Here is a 17,082-nt window from a genome sequence, read left to right on the forward strand (position 1 = left end):
AAAACCTGCTTATTATGATATAGAACAGACACAGTGAGGAAGGAGGGGGGCCTGGCACTCGCATCGACATTCGTCGCACGCGCGGGCTGGCGCGTCGAAGGGGCCGCTGGCCTCGAAGGACTCGAGCGCCTGCTGCTGCGCGCCTGGGAGGAGGGCCACGGCCAATGGCCGGACATCCCCCTCGCTCCCGACGTGTTCGTCCGCCATCTCGCCGCCCATGCCCCGGACTGCGCGCCGGGCACCGGCTTCGAGTCCCTCCTCGCCCAGCTCGTCCCCGGAGACCTCTACCTCGCCTGCGCCTGCGCCGAGGGCATTCCCACGGCGCTCGACGCCTTCGAGCGGCACCACATCGCTGGCGTCCCCCTCATGCTGGCGCACATGAAGCTCGCCCCGGCGGTGATCGACGACATCCGCCAGCAGGTGCGCGAGCGGCTGCTGGTGCGCACCGCGGCCGCGCCGAAAATCGCGGAGTACTCGGGCCGGGGCCCCCTCTCCAACTGGGTGCGCGTCGTGTCGCTGCGCACCGCCCTGAGCCTGCTCCGCTCGACGCGCGACGAGGACTCGGTGAGTGACGCCATCCTGAGCATGCTGCCCGCCACCGACGGGAATCCCGAGACGGAGGCCCTCCAGCGGCGCTACCAGGGCGAGTTCCGCCAGGCCATGGAGGACGCCTTCGCGGCCCTGCCCAGCAAGCACCGCTACCTGCTCCGCCTCCACTTCGTGGACCGCCTGTCCACCCGGAAGATTGGCACCCTCTTCAACGTCAACCAGTCCACCGCCTCCAGGTGGCTGCAGAGCGCGCAATTGGAAGTCCACGACGAGACGCGGCGCCTCCTCAAGGAACGCCTGGACCTCTCCTCCCGCGAGTTCACGAGCGTCCTGCGCGCCGTCGAAAGCCAGCTCGACCTCAACATCAGCCGCATCCTCAACGAGGTCTGATGCGGCTCGACGCCGCCGAAGCCAATCACAGCCACAGAGAAAGTATTCACTCTGAGTGAATGATTAAATTCTCTGCATAGGTTTTTCCGGTCGTGCGTCCTTAGCGTGCGAGTCCTCATCGATACAGAGGCCTCGGCGTCGCCGTTGCGTGACACCTCCGCGTGCGCACCGCGCCATGCGGGAATCCCTTACGGCGCGGGCCTCCCCCAGCGCGCGCCGTCGCACAGCCCCCTCTCATTTCCAAACACGGCGCCGGAGCCCGGCCGCCGCAATGCCTCACGTCCACCCACGGGGTGCTCGCGCCAGCCACGGGCACCTCTCACCTGCAACACAAGGAGACGATATGCCGACGAAGCAGACACGTGACGGGCGCACTCCGGTAGCCCATCCCCGCGTCCTACCGCTGCTGGGCATGCTCGCGCTCGGCCTGGGCGGCTGCGAAGTGCAGAGCCCGGCGGACACGGGCACGCCGCCGGACAAGCTGGTCAGCCGCGTCGCGCCGCTGAACAAGGCGCCGGCGGGCCTCGCCATTCCCGGGCAGTACCTCGTGGTGTTCGACGGAGAGGTCGCCACGTCGGAAATCAGCGACGCGGCGGCCGAGGTCGTCCAGGCCGGCGGCGCCAACTCCGTGCAGTACCAGTACTCCATCATCCCGGGCTTCGCGGCGACGCTGGACGCGACGCAGCTCGACAACCTCCGCAACAACCCCGCCGTCGCCTACGTCGAGGAGGACTCCGTCGTCAGCATCAACACCTCCTTCCCCAGCCCCGCGGATGGCATCGACCGCACGGACCAGCGGCTGGGACGTGACGGCAACTACAACGACCAGGGCCGCACGGGCCTCGGCGTCCACGTCTACATCGTCGACACCGGCCTCAACACCCGGCACAACGAGTTCACCGGCCGCGTCGGCAACGGGTTCACCGCCATCAACGACGGCCGCGGCGTCGAGGACTGCAACGGCCACGGCACCCACGTGGCCAGCACGACCGCGGGCACCCTCTATGGCATGGCCAAGAGGGCGCGCGTCCACCCCGTCCGCGTGCTCGGCTGCACGGGCTCGGGGAGCTGGGCCGGCGTCATCGCCGGCGTGGACTTCGTCCGGGCCGACTGTGCCGCCCAGAACGGGCCGTGCGTCGCCAACATGAGCCTCAGCGGTGGCCACACCCCGACGGTGGATGCCGCCGTCACCAACGCGGTGAACGCGGGGGTGACTGTCGTCGTCGCCGCGGGCAACGAGAACACCGACGCCTGCACCCGCTCTCCGGCGAGCGCGCCCGCGGCCATCACCGTGGCCGCCGCGGACGACACCGACCGGCGCGCGTGGTTCTCCAACTGGGGCACCTGCGTGGACATCTTCGCCCCCGGCGTGAGCATCCTCGGCGCCTGGACGGGCACCACCACGGCGACCAACACCATCGACGGCACGTCCATGGCCAGCCCCCACGTCGCGGGCGCCGCGGCCCTGTACCTGAGCGACCACCTCAATGCCCGGCCCACGCAGGTCGAGGCCAACGTCGAGGGCTCCGCGAGCCTCAACTGCGTCTCCGACGTGCGCGGCTCCCCCAACTCCTTCCTCTTCAATGACCTGAACCAGGGCAACTACTACTGCAACAACGGAACCGCGAGCTGCAAGGGCCTGTGCGGCGGCCCCGGGTACGGCTGCTTCTGCGACGAGACGTGCGCTCAGTACGGCGACTGCTGCCCCGACTACGCCGACGTCTGCGAGTGATTCACAGAGGAGGACGAAACCATGTTGCGAATGCGTCGTTATCTGATGATGGGCAGTGTCATGGCCGGCCTGGGCCTGCTGTCCGGCTGCACGTCGAATCCCCAGGAGTCGATGCCCGAGTTCCACGGCCGCAACCAGCAGGGCATCGGTGAGCCCGGCCATCTGTCCAAGGCCGAGTGGGCCACGTACCTCTCCGACCAGAAGTACCTGCATGGCATCGCGAAGCCGGACGTCCGCGTCCGCCTGAACTTCGCGGACGAGTCGCAGTACCGGTTCGCCATGTCGCGGCTCAAGCTCGCGGGCAAGACGCCGGAGAACTCGCCCTACCTGTTCAAGGCCCTGGAGCAGCGGCGCCAGGACCACCTGGCGAAGGGGTACAAGCCGGGCCTGCTGCCCCCGGAGGCCTCCGGACTGACGGAAGGCTCGGCCGAGCGCCGGGAGATGCACCTCATCGAGGAGGCCAGCATCGGCGAGACGACGCCGGTGGCCAATGACGGCCTCGGGACCGCGAACTCCACCTTCCCCGATGGCGCCATCTACACCTACGTGGACAGCTCCTACACGGACACGAGCGGCTTCGCACTGGGTGACCTGACCTGGCGCGAGGAGTTCGACGCTGGCCAGAACGTCACCATCAACGCGACGGGCAACCTGGGGCTGACCACCCTCAAGCGCTACCGGGTCGCCTCCTATAAGGTCGAGGAGTCCACGGCCGGGGGCGTCCAGGACTCGTACGTCTACACCGAGGTCGGCTTCGACAGCGGCCCCGTCGTCAACGAGGCGCCCCGCCTGACGGGGCTCACCGTCAACGCGCCGCTCGACATCGCGTTCAACGACAACCTCATCTCGGTGTGCCTGAACCGCACGTGGACCCAGGACTGCGACTATGACCTGACGGGCAATCTGAACTCCGTCAAGCTGCCGCTGAAGGGCTCCATCTCCATCGCCAGCAGCCACGTCTTCGACGACGGGGCCATCAACCAGCTCAAGATGGACCTGAACGGGGGCGTGGCGCGCCCCGACGCCGGCCACCTCAAGCTCATCCTCACCAACGTGGGCGGTGGCTGCGATGTCACCGACGGCACCACCCTGACGGCGAAGATGGCCCAGTTCTGGAACCGCACCTCGCTGACCACGGACAAGAAGACCTTCTCCTGGGACCTCACCGGCACCAACGCCGCGTTCTTCGACGACGGCTGCCGCCAGGTGCAGGACTCGGTGAAGCTGACCGCGTTCATCTCGCTGCCCCTCGTCTCCGCGGGCACGAAGTACCGCTCCTCCATCACCCTCAGCAATGACCCGGCGGCCATCCGTCCGGACTTCGTCTTCAAGAAGATTACCGTCACCAACAGCTGCCTCGCGGCGGGGACGGAAATCGAGACGGCGGAGGGCAAGCCGGTCGCCATCGAGACCGTGAAGAAGGGCGACCACGTCACCAACCCCTACAGCCCGTCCCTCACCGTCATGGACACGGCCGTGGGCATCGAGACGACGCCGATGGTGCGCATCCGCAGCGAGTCCGGCCGCACGCTGCTGATGACGGAGATGCACCCCATCCAGGTCGTCGCGCGTGGCATGGTCCAGGCCCGGGAGCTGCAGCAGGGTGACCTGGTGATGACGAAGACGGGCCCCAGCAAGCTCACCGAGGTGACGCGCGAGGCCTTCAGCGGCAAGGTCTACAACGTCAAGGTGGGCTCGAAGACGGAGAAGGTCACGCTCGGCGAGGACCAGACGGCGGTGTACGCCAATGGCTTCCTGGTGGGCGACGGCCAGATTCAGAGCAGGTACGAGTCCATCGCCATGAAGCCGAAGACCGGCGACATGCTGGCCCGGCTGCCGAGCCGCTGGCACCGCGACTACCAGCTGTCGCTCCAGCGCAAGTAGGCCGGCGCCCCACGTGAGTCACCTCGACGTGCCCCGGTCCTGACGCCGGGGCGCGCCCCCAGCAGCAACCGGCCACCCTTCGGGCAACCGCGGGGTGGCCGTTCCGTCCCCGCCCCTGAAGGCCCGCGGGCCATCCGATTCACGCTTCCCACGCAACGGAGTGAACCTGATGCAGCTGCGCAAAGACTTCCTGCTCCCGTTCATCGTCGCACTCGCGCTGGCGTGTGGGGGAGATGCCCCCCAGCCCTCCGGAGCAGTGGCACCGCCCCGGGGCCTCAGCGAGGAGGCGCTGGCGGAGCGCCGGCGCATCGCCACCCTCCAGCTCGCGAAGCCCGCCTCGGCCACGGCCGCGCTCGCCACCGCCGCGGAGGTGGCCACGGCCCTGGACCTTCCCGCTGGCTGGGTGACGAGCACCAGCCTCACCGCCGCCAACCCGCAGGCGGCCATGGTGGCCCCCGAGTACGGCGACACCAAGCCGCGCAAGGGCACCTCGCTGTTCATCATGAGCACGGGCAACATCAACGCCGCCACCCTGCCCGAGCCGGGCACGGACTATCCGCCCGCGGGCGAGGAGGGCGACTCCGTCGTCTTCCGCGTCACGCTCAACGTGCCCCGCGGCAGCAACCGCCTGTCCTTCGACTTCCGCTTCCTGAGCGCCGAGTCCCCCGAGTTCATCGGCACCTCATACAACGACACCTTCACCGCGCGCGTCATCGACGGCTTCGGCACGCGGGTCGCAGCCCAGGCCTCGGTGAACAGCTCCACCTTCTACGACGTGTCCTCCACGCGCGCGGCCGGAACGGGCTACGACACGCTGTTCGCGGATGACCCGTGGGGCGTCGACTTCTTCCCGGCCACCTACCCGCCCGAGGTCCTCCTGTTCCCGGACGCGGGCATCACCGACCTGCGCAGCGTCAACATCGAGGTCCTCAGCGGGGGAACCGTCACCCTGGAGTTCGAGGTTCGCGACCTGGGCGACGGCGTCCTCGACTCCACGGTGGTCATCGACAACATCGGCTTCTCGAGCATGGAGGTGGTCAACCCGAACCCCACCCTCATCCACCCCTTCCTCTCCACCGTGGTGACGGACCCCGCGCAGCTCATTACGACCGCCGGCGTTCCGCCCGTCCAGGGCGTGGCGGCGGACGGCGTCACGCAGGCGCTCGTCCGGGCCAAGCTCCCCGGCCCCGGGCAGATGGTGTTCTCCCTGGTGGGCGGCACCAGCCCCACGAGCGGCGGGCTCGGCGCCGTGGGCACCAGCACCCGCGCCAGCTCCGTCACGGTGAATGCGGTGCTCGTCAGTGGCGCGTACTACGCGTTCGCGCTCTACACCAGCCCCCCGGACTTCGACATCGGGGGCTACTCGGCGGTGTCGAGCCGCCCGCTCACCCTCTCCGGCAACTTCCTCCCCACCTCCGGAGCGGGTTTCACCACCGAGCTCGGGCTCACCATCATCCGGCCGCCGCTGGTGCTCGTGCACGACATCTGGTCCAGCTGTGACGCCTGGAAGGGCGCCTCCGGCATCGCCGTGAGCAGCCTCTTCGAGGTGACGTGCGCGGACTACTCCGCGACGAGCTCCGCCAGCATCGAGTCCGATGCCAACCGGCTCGCCGTCCCGGATGCCGTCAACGAGGCTTTGCAGGAGATGCGCCGGAGGGAGATTGCCGTCACCCAGGTGGATGTCATTGCCCATGGCATGGGCGGCCTCCTGGCCCGCAAGTACGTGGACTGGGCCAACTACCGCAACGCCACCAACTTCGATGCGGGCGGCATCAACCGGCTCATCACCGTGAACACGCCCCATGTCGGCACGCGCACGGCGGACGGAGTCGTGGCGATGCGCGACTTCCTCAAGACCAACCATCCGGCCACGTGGGGCACGCTCTTCAACATGCTCAAGACGACCCACAACATCCTCCTCGAGGTGGACGGAGGCGCAAGCGTGGCGGCCATCGACGAGCTGAAGACCACCAGCGCCACCCTCAACGCCATCAAGCAGACCCAGGTGCCCACGCACGCCATCACCGGCAATGGCGCGGAGACCATCCTGCGCACGCCCGCCTCCGCGATGCTCCCGGACAAGATTCGCGTCCTGTACAGCAACATGGAGACGTACCACCCGCTGACGTATGGGGCCCCCACGTCGGATCGGCAGAAGCTCATCCTCGGCCCGAACAGCAGGCTGTTCTGCGGGGACCCGCACGACATCTTCGTGGCCGATGCCGACCAGCGCGGAGGCCTGACGGGCAGCGCCCTCAGCTCCTTCGCGGTGGCGACGACGAACATCAACAGCGAGCACTTCAAGGTCACGAATGACGTGGCCCATCGCGACCGGCTCGTCGCGCTCCTCAACAGCCCCGTCGACGGGACGTCCTTCGCGCAGAGCGTCCCCAGTCCCGCCACGCTGCCCCGACAGAACGGCTGCGGGGGCTTCACCCTGTCGCCAGGGGGCAACGCGGGCTGGGAGCCTGCCAGCGGGGAGAACACGGGCCTGGAGCACCCACGCGCGGAGGGCACGGGCGGCTCCGGCATCGCCACGCTCGCGGGCAGCCTCAGCATCCTGTCGCCCGCGCCCGGCACACAGGTGACTCCGGGCGGCACGGTGACGGTGTCCGTCGCCGGAACCGGGGGCTTCGTGCCGCAGACCGTCATCATCGCGGGTGGTGGCAGCTCGACCGTCCTCGAGGCGGGGCCGTTCTCGACGTCGTTCCGGATTCCATCGCAGGCCATCGGCTCCGTGCAGCTCGTCGCCTACGGTATCGACGCCCAGGGTCAGCTCCTGGGCTCGCCGAGCGTCGTCCTGCCGGTGGTGTCGTCGGCGGTGCTGAGCTCCATCGAGGTGCTCAACGGCGACGCCACCCTTCGCGGCCCGGGCTCGAAGCGGCGGCTGGTGGTGAACGGCAGGTACAGCGACGGCGTCACGCGCGACATCTCCGCGCCCGCGCTCGGCACCGTGTACTCGTCGTCGAACGCGAGCGTCGCCAGCATCACCACGGATGGCGCCCTGACGGCGAATGCCCCGGGCATCGCCACCATCACCGTGCGCAACGGGAATGTCTTCACCGGCATCACCGTCACGGTCGGCACGGAGACCACCGCGCAGTGCATCCAGGTCCGCCTCGGGGAGTACAACCTCTTCGTCCTCGAGGACTACACGCAGGGCAACGAGGTCCGGGGCAAGTTGGCGGCGGGCCGCAACATCTCCCTCCTGAACTTCGCGGTGGGCGCGATGCTCGACGCGGCCGACACCTCGAACGTGCTGGTGGCGGGTGGGAACCTCTCGCTCACCAACGGTGCCGTGTATGGAGATACGCGCTACGGGGGAACCCTTACCACCGGCGCCAACGTCACCTACCCTCGCGGCAACGTGGCACGCGCGAGCCCCATCAACTTCGCCACCCGCGCCAGCTCGCTGCTCAACCTCTCGTCCGACCTGGCCGCCCAGGCCGCCAACGGCACCACGACAGTCGAGTCGTGGGGCGGCGTCATGCTGAAGGGCACCCACCCCAAGGTGAATGTCTTCAACGTGAATGCCAGCGCCTTCGCGGGAGCCGTCCTGCTCTCCATCGACGCCCCCGCGGACAGCCTGGCCGTCATCAACGTCCGCGGCAGCTCCCCGCTCTTCACCAACTTCGGCCACGTCTTCAGCGGAGGCATCGACGAGCGCGGCGTCCTCTTCAACTTCCCGGACGCCACCACCCTCACGGCCTTCAACTATGGCTTCTATGGTACCGTTCTTGCTCCAAATGCAAACGTCACCTTCAATGACGGGAGCTGGGTCGGGGGGATGTACGCGCGCTCACTGAAGGGGAACGCCGTCGGGCACATCAACCGGCTGCGGGATACAGACATCTGCAAGTGAATGGCGGGGCCTCTGAAAACTGAGGCCCGCTCGCGACAGTGGGGGCGCACGTGCTCAGAAATCCGAGGAGCCGGCTGTCTACCGTGATGGTGACACTGGCAATTTGCGCGGGATGCACGGTGGAGCTCCCCACCGAAGCTCCCCCGGCCCAGGACACCCGGGCCGGGGGCCTCGTGGAAAACACGCAGCACGTGGCCGTCGTGTCCGTGGATGTGGCGCGCAACGTGCCGACGACGGTGTGGGCCACACAAAGACAGACACGCAGCCGGCTGGCGCGGCCCACGCCCGAGGTCGCGGCCCGCGAGTATCTGGAACAGCATGCGGCGCTGTACCGCCTGTCGCCCGCGGCCCTGCGGGCGGCCTACGTGCACCGTGTCCACGACACGGGCGAGGGCGGCATCATCGTGTTCTTCCGGCAGCGCGTCGGCGGCATCGAGGTGATGCACGACGAGTTGAAGGTGCTGATGACGCGCGACCTCGGGCTGGTGGCCCTGACGGGCAACCTCCACGACGGGGTGGACGCGGCGCTGGCGGAGGCCGGGGACAAGGGCTTCCGCGGCGCCTTCCAGCTCTCGCCCGAGCAGGCCGTGGTGGGTGCCTTGGGAGACATGTTCGGGCCTTCACTGGCGAGCGGCGTCGCCGTCCGCGAGGTGGGCGCCGCCGGTGCGGACGGCCAGCGCTTCGACCTCGTCCCCACCAGCGCCGACAAGCAGGGGCCGGGAATCTCCCTGGTGACGCCCGCCCATGTCGTGCCGGTGTACTTCCCCCAGGGCCACCGGCTGGTCCCCGCGTATGCCGTGGCGCTCCTCGCGGAACGCCCGGGGCAGGAGTCCGCCCGCGGCTACGAGTACGTGCTGGATGCGAGGGACGGCGGGACGCTCCAGCGCAGCGACCGGCTGGCGCGCGACGCGTACTCGTACCAGGTGTGGGCGGACGCTGACGGGACGCCTCAAGACGGCCCCGAGAAGGACTACTCCCCCCACCCCACGGGAGAGCCGGACGACGACGTGCCGACCTTCTTCGTTCCGCCGGCGCGTATCACCGTGGATGGGCTGACGAAGCCCGACGGCGGAGTGGACTCGTGGCTGGCCTCGAACGCGACCAGCACCAGGGGCAACAACGTCGATGCCTATGCGGACCACATCGCCCCGGATGGCTTCGGCAATGGCGACAAGCGGGTCTCCCTGACAGCGGGTTCCCACAACTTCTACTTCGACTACGACCACGCGCTCACGCCGCTGGAGCCCGAGAGCCAGACGCACGCCGCGATTGCCCAGCTCTTCTATACGACCAACTGGCTCCACGATTACTTCTACGTGTCTGGCTTCAACGAAGTCGCGGGCAACGCCCAGACCGACAACCATGGCCTGGGCGGTGGTGAAGGTGACGCGCTGCTCGCCGAGGCGCAGGACCGGGGGCCCAGCCCCCTGGTGCGCAACAACGCCGTCATCTACGTCCCGCGCGACGGACTGGCGCCGAGGATGGAGATGTACCTCTGGGAGATGGAGATTCAGCGCACCTTCCGCGTCGCCAACGTGGAGTACCCCACCGGCAGGGCGGAGTTCGGCCGGCAGCGGTACAACCTCGACTCCCTTCGCCTCGTCCTGGCCCGCAACGGCGCATCGTCTACCACCGATGCCTGTCAGGCCCTGACGAACGACGTCACGGGGGCCATCGTCCTGGCGGACCGGGGAAACTGCACCTACGAACTGAAGGCGGTGAACGCGGAGGCCGCGGGCGCGGCCGGGCTCATCATCAGCAACCACGTCGCGGGAGCGCCACCACCCGACATGTTCGACGTGGACCCGGCGCTGACGACGGACCTTCCCACCCTCTCCATCACCTACGAGGCCGGGCAGGCACTCAAGAAGCAGCTCACCGATGGCCCCGTCAGCGGCACCATGAGGAGCCTGTCCGCTCCAGAGCGGGATGGCAGCCTCGACAACACCATCATCACCCACGAGTGGGGGCACCTGCTCCACCTGCGCCTCGTCGACTGCGCCGAGCTCCAGTGCAAGGCGCAGGGCGAAGGCTGGGGTGACTTCCTCGCGCTCCACATGATGGTCCGCGAGAAAGACCTGTTCGATTACAACGGGACGTACGCCGTCGGGGGCTACGCGTCGCACATCTTCGGCCAGAGCCCCTACTACGGCCTGCGCCGGGTGCCCTACTCGCGCAACCCGGCGAAGAACGCGCTCCGGTACCGCCACTTCTCCGAGAACGCGCTCCTGCCCGACACGCACCCGGTGCGAGACAACGGGGAGCTCAACTCAGAAATCCACAACGCGGGAGAGGTCTGGGCCTCCATGCTCTTCGACGGCTATCTCGCCATGCTCGACGAGGCGAAGAAGCCCGGCTCGCGCTTCGGGTCGTTCGCCGTGGCGAAGCGGCGCATGGCGGACTACGTCGTCGCGGGCATGGCGCTGGCCCCCAGGGACCCGACCTTCACGGAGCAGCGGGATGCGCTGCTCATGGCCGCGAAGGCGCGGGACGCTCGCGACATGAAACTGCTCGCCGATGCCTTCGCCCATCGCGGGCTCGGCACCTGCGCGGTGGCACCCCAGCGAATGGCCCAGGAGCTCGTCGACGTGCGGGAGGACGACGAGCTGCGGCCGGACCTGCGGCTCGAGCTCGTGACGGTCGACGACGGCGTGCGCTCCTGCGACGCCCGGGCCGACGGCATCCTGGACGCCGATGAGGCCGGCCGCGTGCGGCTGAAGGTCACCAACCTGGGCCATGTCGACTCTGCCTCCGGCACCACCCTGGTGGTGCGCGGCAGCAGGCCCGAGGTGTCGCTGCCCAAGGACGAGCTCTCCATCCCCGCGGTGCCTCCCTTCGAGTCCATCCTGCTGGAGGTCCCCATCGAGCTGACGGCGTCCCTCGAGGGCGCGAAGGACGTGGAGCTCACCTTCACGCTCACCGCGCCCAACTCGTGCAAGACGAGCGTCGTGCAGAAGCACGTCCTGAAGCTCGACTACGACGTGGCCCCCTCGATGACCGACTCCGTGGAGAGCAACACCACCTCCTGGCAGACCAAGGTCCTGGAGGGCGGCGCCGACCAACACTGGCGGCGGATGCTCGACCCGGCCAGCAGCCTGAGCGCGGTCAACCACTACTGGTTCGCGCAGGATGCCTTCGACTTCGCGGACACCGTGCTGGTGTCGCCTCCATTGAAGGTGGCGGCCGGCACCCCGTTCAAGCTGACCTTCGACCACCGGCATCACTTCGCGTTCGCCACGGAGGGCAGCCGGACGAACTACTGGAACGGAGGTGTCATCGAGGTCAGCGAGGACGACGGAACGACGTGGAAGGACGTGAGCGTCCACGCCAATCCGGGATACGGCGGGACGCTGGACCCGGACCTCATCAACAACCTGCGCGGCCGGCCGGCGTATGTCGCGAGGAACACCGCCTGGCCCGCGATGAATGTGAACACCGCGGTGGACTTCGGGACGAAGCTGGGCGGGAAGACGGTGAGGCTGCGCTTCCGCCTGGGCTCGGGATGGTTCGTCCAGGCCTACGGCTGGGAGGTCGACAACATCTCGCTGACCGGTGTCACGGAGGGCCCCTTCGAGGGCATCGCCGCGGACACGGGGACCTGCCGGCCGACGGCCGAGGCCGGTGCCGACCAGAGCGCGACCTTCGGCGCGGAGGTGACGCTCGATGGCTCCGGGAGCACGGACCCGAATCAGCAGCCGCTGCAGTACTCGTGGGAGCAGCTCGAGGGTCCGCGGGTGGAGCTGAAACTGAGCGACCCGATGAAGCCGCGCTTCCTCGTGCCCACCATCGAGGCCGCCGACCACAGGACGCTGCGCTTCAGGCTGACCGTCAGCGACGGAGCCTTCACCTCCACCGACACGGTGACTGTCGAGACGAAGCCACCTGCCGTCGTCGACCCACCGGACCCGCCGCCCGGCCCGCCACCGGGCCCGCCGCCGCCGAAGGCCATCAAGGGAGAAGGCAGCGGCTGCGCCACCAGCGCGGCGGGCCCCGACGCGTCCCTCTCCTGGCCCTTCTGGCTGCTCGGGACGCTGACGGTGCTGGCCACGGCCCGGCGGCGCCCTCCGTGCGCACGGAAAGGCACGTCGCTCCGTCGAGGCGCCTGAGCGGAGGGAGCGGGAACCCGCCCGCCCCGCTCACGCCGCGCCGGACACCTTGCGCGGCGAGGGCTCGGCGATGAAGTGGGTATCCGGCAGCAGCCCGCGTGTCTGCCGGCGCACGAGCGAGGCGCAGTAGCCATCGTGCGCCAGCAGCGCCTCGTGCGAGCCCTCCTCCACGATGAGCGGCGAGCCCCCTCGTCGCCGTAGGTGGTGCGGTACACGTTGCTCAGGCTCCGCGGCCCAAACGGCCGCGAGGGCGGGGAGAGGCCGATGTCGAGGTCTGCCTCAAGCCCGTGCAGCGCCCATTCCCAGGTGTACCCTTCCCCGACACTCACAGCAGAGTGTCCTGGCCGGGAAGAGGCCGTCCGGTCATGCTGCGCCCCCAGGGAGGTGCTCCTTGGACATACTCCGCATAGGACCGGCCGAGCACCCGTTGCTGCGCAACCTCTATCCGCTCTACCTGCATGACCTGAGCGAGTTCGGCGTGGACTACCGGCTGGACGAGCAGGGGCTCTGGCAGCCGGACTTCCTGCCCACGTGGCTGAGCCGCTCGCCCGAGGTGCACCCGCTGCTGCTGCGCGAGGAGGGCCGCACGGTGGGCTTCGCCTTCGTCGGGGAGGCGCCCTTCCCGTACATGACGGCGGGGCGCGACTTCCGGATGAGCGAGTTCTTCATCCTCCGGGGAGAGCGGCGGCGAGGGCTCGGCCGGCTCGCCGCCCGTGCCATCTTCGACCGCTACCGCGGCGTGTGGGAGGTGTCGCAGCTCCCGGAGAATCGCTCCGCCACCGCCTTCTGGCGGAACGTCATCTCCGAGTACACCAGCGGCGCCTTCGAGGACACGCAGGTGGACGGCTCGCCGGCCCAGGTCTTCGACAGCCGGCGGCGCCCGCCCACTGCCGCTCAGGGCCGGTAGATGCGGTCCAGCGCGTCCGCCACCACCACCAGCCTCTCGCACTCCGGGTCGTAACGCTGACCCGCCGCCAGCCGCGTGGCCCAGTCCACGGCCGCCCGTCCGCCCCAGGCATCCGGAGGATCCGCCAGTCGCTGTCTCGCGGTGCCGTGGAAGACGTCCGCCGTGAAGTCGTAGAAGGAGCCATTCACGTTGCGGAAGGATGCGCCGCCCTTCGTGCCGTGGAAGGACGCCTCGATGACGGCGTCGCACCCGGCGCTCACCTTCCATGAGCAGGCGAGCTGCACGGAAGCACCGCTCGCCAGCTCGAGCTGTGCCACCGCGTAGTCCTCCACCTGCGTCTCGCGGGAGGCGAGCGGCCGGCCGCCCGCGTACAGGTGGCTGCCCACCTTCTTCACGGCCGGGAAGTCCAGCACCCACAGCGCCAGGTCCACGAGGTGGATGCCCAGGTCCATGACGCACCCGCCGCCCGACTGCTTCGGCTCATAGAACCACTGCTTGTCCGGACCGTAGGCGTTGTGGAAGACGAGGTTGAGCGCGAAGACGTGGCCCAGCGCTCCCGCGCGGATGCGCTCGCGCAGCAGCCGCATGCCGTGCGTGAAGCGGTAGGACAGGTCCACGCCCAACAGCCGGTCATTCGCCTTCGCCGCCTCCACCACGCGCCGCACCTCGCGCGCGTCGCGGCCCAGCGGCTTCTGGCAGAAGACGGCCAGGCCCCGCTCCAGCGCCGCCACCGACTGCTCGGCGTGCACCGCACTCGGCGTGGCGATGACGATGCCGTCCAGCGGCTGCGCCAGCAGCTCCTCGAAGGAGCCCGCCCGCCAGCAGCCCGGGGCCGCCTGCTCCGCCGCCTCCAGGGCCTGCGCGGACGGGTCCACCACCACGGCCACCTCCGCGGCCCCGCTCCGGGCAATGGCCTCCATGCGGTGCCGTCCAATCCAGCTCACCCCGAGGAAGCCCAGGCGAGGGCGCTGCGTCTGCGGCTTCGCCGCGATTCCGCTCAGCATCGGTGTGTCCTCCGTGCGGATGCGGGTACGCCTTCGGACGGACGCGAACAACGCACCCCGGGGCAGAGGGGGGCCCGCCGTGTGGTGCTGAACGCGCGGAGTGCGGACCAGCGGATGTGGCGCTGCACGTGAGTGCAGGGAGGTTCCCAGCCCGGCACACTGCCCCACGGAACAGGTAGCCGCTCAGGTGCCCACGCGGAACCTTGGCGCGCATGAATGACTTCAAGGGCAAGCGCGTCGTCGTCCTCGGGGGCTCGGGGTTCCTCGGCTCCCATCTCTGTGAACGTCTCCTGCGCGACGGGGCCGGCGAGGTCCTCAGCCTCGACAACCTCATCACCGGCAACGAGCGCAACCTCGTGGACGTGGCCCCGCTGGGGAACCTGCGCGTCGTGATTCACGACGTCACCGAGCCCCTGCGCGTGGACGGCCCGGTGGACTGCGTCTTCAACCTCGCATCACCCGCGTCGCCCATCGACTACGCGCAGCTCCCGATTGAGACGCTGCGCGTGGGCTCCGTCGGCACGGAGAACGGCCTGCGGCTGGCGCGCGAGAAGAAGGCCGTCTTCCTCCAGGCATCCACCTCCGAAATCTACGGAGACCCGCTCGTGCACCCGCAGCGGGAGGACTACTGGGGCAACGTGAATCCCGTGGGCCCGCGCTCCGTGTACGACGAGGCCAAGCGCTACGGCGAGGCGCTCGTCATGGCGTACGCGCGCATGCACGGGCTGCGCACGCGGATTGCGCGCATCTTCAACACCTACGGCCCGAAGATGCGGCTGGAGGACGGCCGCGTGGTGCCCACCTTCGTGAGCCAGGCGCTGCGCGGCGAGGACTTCACCGTCTTCGGCGACGGCACGCAGACGCGCTCGTTCTGCTACGCGAGGGACCTCATCGACGGACTGGTGCGGCTGGCCCTCTCGGACGTCACCGAGCCCATCAACCTGGGCAACCCGCGCGAGATGACGATTCTCCAGTTCGCCGAGGCCGTGCGGAACGTGCACGGCGGCGGAGGCCGCATCGAATTCAAGCCGCTGCCCAAGGATGACCCGAAGCAGCGCCGCCCGGACATCACCCGCGCGAGGATGCTGCTGGGCTGGGAGCCCCGCGTGTCGCTGGAGGAGGGGCTGGTGGAGACCTTCGCCTGGTTCCGCAAGGTGCTGACGCCGCGCGCCCCCGCGTCACATCCGGACGCCCCGCGTCATCCCACGACGCACCAGGGAGAGCAGGAACACCTCCGGTAACATCACCGCAACCGACTTCCTTTATTCACTGAAATCCATGACTATCAGGTTTCGCCGATATCGGCGAAACCCGCGCGTTGCCGCGTCGCTCCGGCTCGCGCCGAACACATGGAGGACAGTGAATGAATCGCCTCTCCGCGACGGCCCTCGTGGGCCTGTTGGCATTCAACCTCTCGGCCTGTGGTCCCGAGTCCGACGCTCCATCCCAACCCGCGGAGGAGCCAGGCAGCACCGCCACCGGGACGATGGGCTTCGACGAGTTCCTGTCGAAGGTCTACCAGGAGCCCTGGGAGGGCGGGCTCTACATCTACAACGGCGACACGCCGGCGCGTTCCCTGGAGGAATTGAGGGAAGCGCACGCGAAGCTGACCACGGTGCGGCAGGGGCTGGCCGTCAACCGCGTGGGCAGCGCGGATGACGTCTGGAATGCGTCGCAGAAGCTGAACCTGCGCTACTGCGTGAGCAACGGCTTCGGCGCGAACAAGGCGCGCGTGGTGAATGCGATGGCGACGGCGACCGCGAACTGGGAGCGGTACGCGGTGGTGGACTTCATCTACGACTCCAGCCAGGACGCCAACTGCACCAACGCCAACACCGCCGTGACGTTCGACGTGAATCTCGTCAACGTGGGCGGCCAGTACCTGGCTCGCGCCTTCTTCCCGAGCTACCCGCGCGCCAGCCGCAACATCTACATCGACGTGACGGCGTTCTCCTCCTCGTGGTCGCTGGAGGGAATCCTGATGCACGAGCTGGGGCACACGCTGGGCTTCCGGCACGAGCACACCCGTCCCGAGTCCGGCACGTGCTTCGAGGACAACAACTGGCGCGGCGTGACGCCGTATGACCGGTCGTCCATCATGCACTATCCGCAGTGCGGCGGGACGAACACCAACCTCTCGTTCCTGTCCAACAGCGACCTGGAGGGCGCGACGTTCCTCTACGGCAGCCGGACCATCGGCGCGCCGGCCCTCCCGGGTGGCTGTGGCCGCATCAACGCCGGCCAGGGCCTGGGCATCGGCCAGGGCATCTACTCGTGCGACGGCCGCTTCCTCTTCTTGCAGCAGACGGACGGCCACCTCGTGCTGTACCAGGGCGGCACGGCCATCTGGGCTTCGGGCACGGCGGGTCAGCCATCGTACGGCGTGTACATGCAGGGCGATGGCAACCTCGTCATCTACACGGGCCTGCCGCGCGCCATCTGGGCGTCAAACACCGGCGGCAGGAGCGGTGCGTTCCTCCTGGTACAGAATGACGGCAACGTCGTCATCTACACCGCCGCTGGCGCCCCGGTCTGGGCGACGAATACGGGCGGCCGCTAGGGACACGGGGCTCTTTGCCCACACTGGGGGCCGCGTCGTACGTTCCGTGACGGCGCAGGCATGACGCGGGACCGCGGACGGGCGCGGC

General features: G+C 68.9%; 10 protein-coding genes. 8 read left to right on the forward strand and 2 right to left on the reverse strand.

Features of this window, described 5'->3' with window-relative positions:
* The first annotated feature begins 33 nt into the window (after positions 1-33).
* The 5 genes from ACVTJA_RS44135 to ACVTJA_RS44155 all read left to right on the forward strand — a co-directional run bounded on the left by ACVTJA_RS44135 (position 34) and on the right by ACVTJA_RS44155 (position 12,523).
* A complete protein-coding gene (locus ACVTJA_RS44135) occupies positions 34-939 on the forward strand; it encodes a sigma-70 family RNA polymerase sigma factor (protein WP_465829763.1) in 906 nt (301 codons plus the stop codon).
* Between the two features lie 343 nt (positions 940-1,282).
* The gene (locus ACVTJA_RS44140) at positions 1,283-2,671 is read left to right on the forward strand and encodes a S8 family serine peptidase (RefSeq protein WP_465829765.1); all 1,389 of its coding nucleotides are present in this window, start codon (positions 1,283-1,285) and stop codon (positions 2,669-2,671) included.
* Positions 2,672-2,692: 21 nt separating this feature from the next.
* Positions 2,693-4,555: a Hint domain-containing protein gene (locus ACVTJA_RS44145; protein ID WP_465829767.1), complete on the forward strand. Its 1,863-nt coding sequence runs from the start codon at positions 2,693-2,695 to the stop codon at positions 4,553-4,555.
* A gap of 169 nt (positions 4,556-4,724) precedes the next feature.
* Complete coding sequence (locus ACVTJA_RS44150) at positions 4,725-8,417, forward strand: choice-of-anchor A family protein (RefSeq protein ID WP_465829769.1); 3,693 nt, start codon at positions 4,725-4,727, stop codon at positions 8,415-8,417.
* Positions 8,418-8,608: 191 nt separating this feature from the next.
* Complete coding sequence (locus ACVTJA_RS44155; protein WP_465829771.1) at positions 8,609-12,523, forward strand: M36 family metallopeptidase; 3,915 nt, start codon at positions 8,609-8,611, stop codon at positions 12,521-12,523.
* 30 nt (positions 12,524-12,553) lie between these two features.
* Here the strand turns inward: ACVTJA_RS44155 and ACVTJA_RS44160 are convergent, their stop codons facing one another.
* A complete protein-coding gene (locus ACVTJA_RS44160) occupies positions 12,554-12,694 on the reverse strand; it encodes a hypothetical protein (protein ID WP_465829772.1) in 141 nt (46 codons plus the stop codon).
* A gap of 220 nt (positions 12,695-12,914) precedes the next feature.
* Between ACVTJA_RS44160 and ACVTJA_RS44165 the strand changes: the two genes are divergently transcribed.
* Positions 12,915-13,430: a GNAT family N-acetyltransferase gene (locus ACVTJA_RS44165; RefSeq protein ID WP_465829773.1), complete on the forward strand. Its 516-nt coding sequence runs from the start codon at positions 12,915-12,917 to the stop codon at positions 13,428-13,430.
* On the opposite strand, the gene ACVTJA_RS44170 is transcribed toward ACVTJA_RS44165, so the two are convergent.
* Positions 13,418-14,434 (reverse strand): Gfo/Idh/MocA family protein, encoded by a 1,017-nt coding sequence (locus ACVTJA_RS44170; protein ID WP_465829775.1) that lies wholly within the window; start codon positions 14,432-14,434, stop codon positions 13,418-13,420. The genes ACVTJA_RS44165 and ACVTJA_RS44170 overlap by 13 nt on opposite strands.
* A gap of 212 nt (positions 14,435-14,646) precedes the next feature.
* On the opposite strand from ACVTJA_RS44170, the gene ACVTJA_RS44175 reads away from it, so the two are divergent.
* Both ACVTJA_RS44175 and ACVTJA_RS44180 read left to right on the forward strand, forming a co-directional pair.
* Positions 14,647-15,675, forward strand: a complete 1,029-nt coding sequence (locus ACVTJA_RS44175) for a UDP-glucuronic acid decarboxylase family protein (protein WP_465829777.1) — start codon at positions 14,647-14,649, stop codon at positions 15,673-15,675.
* 122 nt (positions 15,676-15,797) lie between these two features.
* Positions 15,798-16,994 carry a M57 family metalloprotease gene (locus tag ACVTJA_RS44180; protein ID WP_465829779.1) on the forward strand — a complete coding sequence of 399 codons (1,197 nt, stop codon included), beginning with the start codon at positions 15,798-15,800 and terminating at the stop codon, positions 16,992-16,994.
* Positions 16,995-17,082: the final 88 nt, after the last annotated feature.

This window comes from Pyxidicoccus sp. M6 (genome assembly GCF_055568925.1).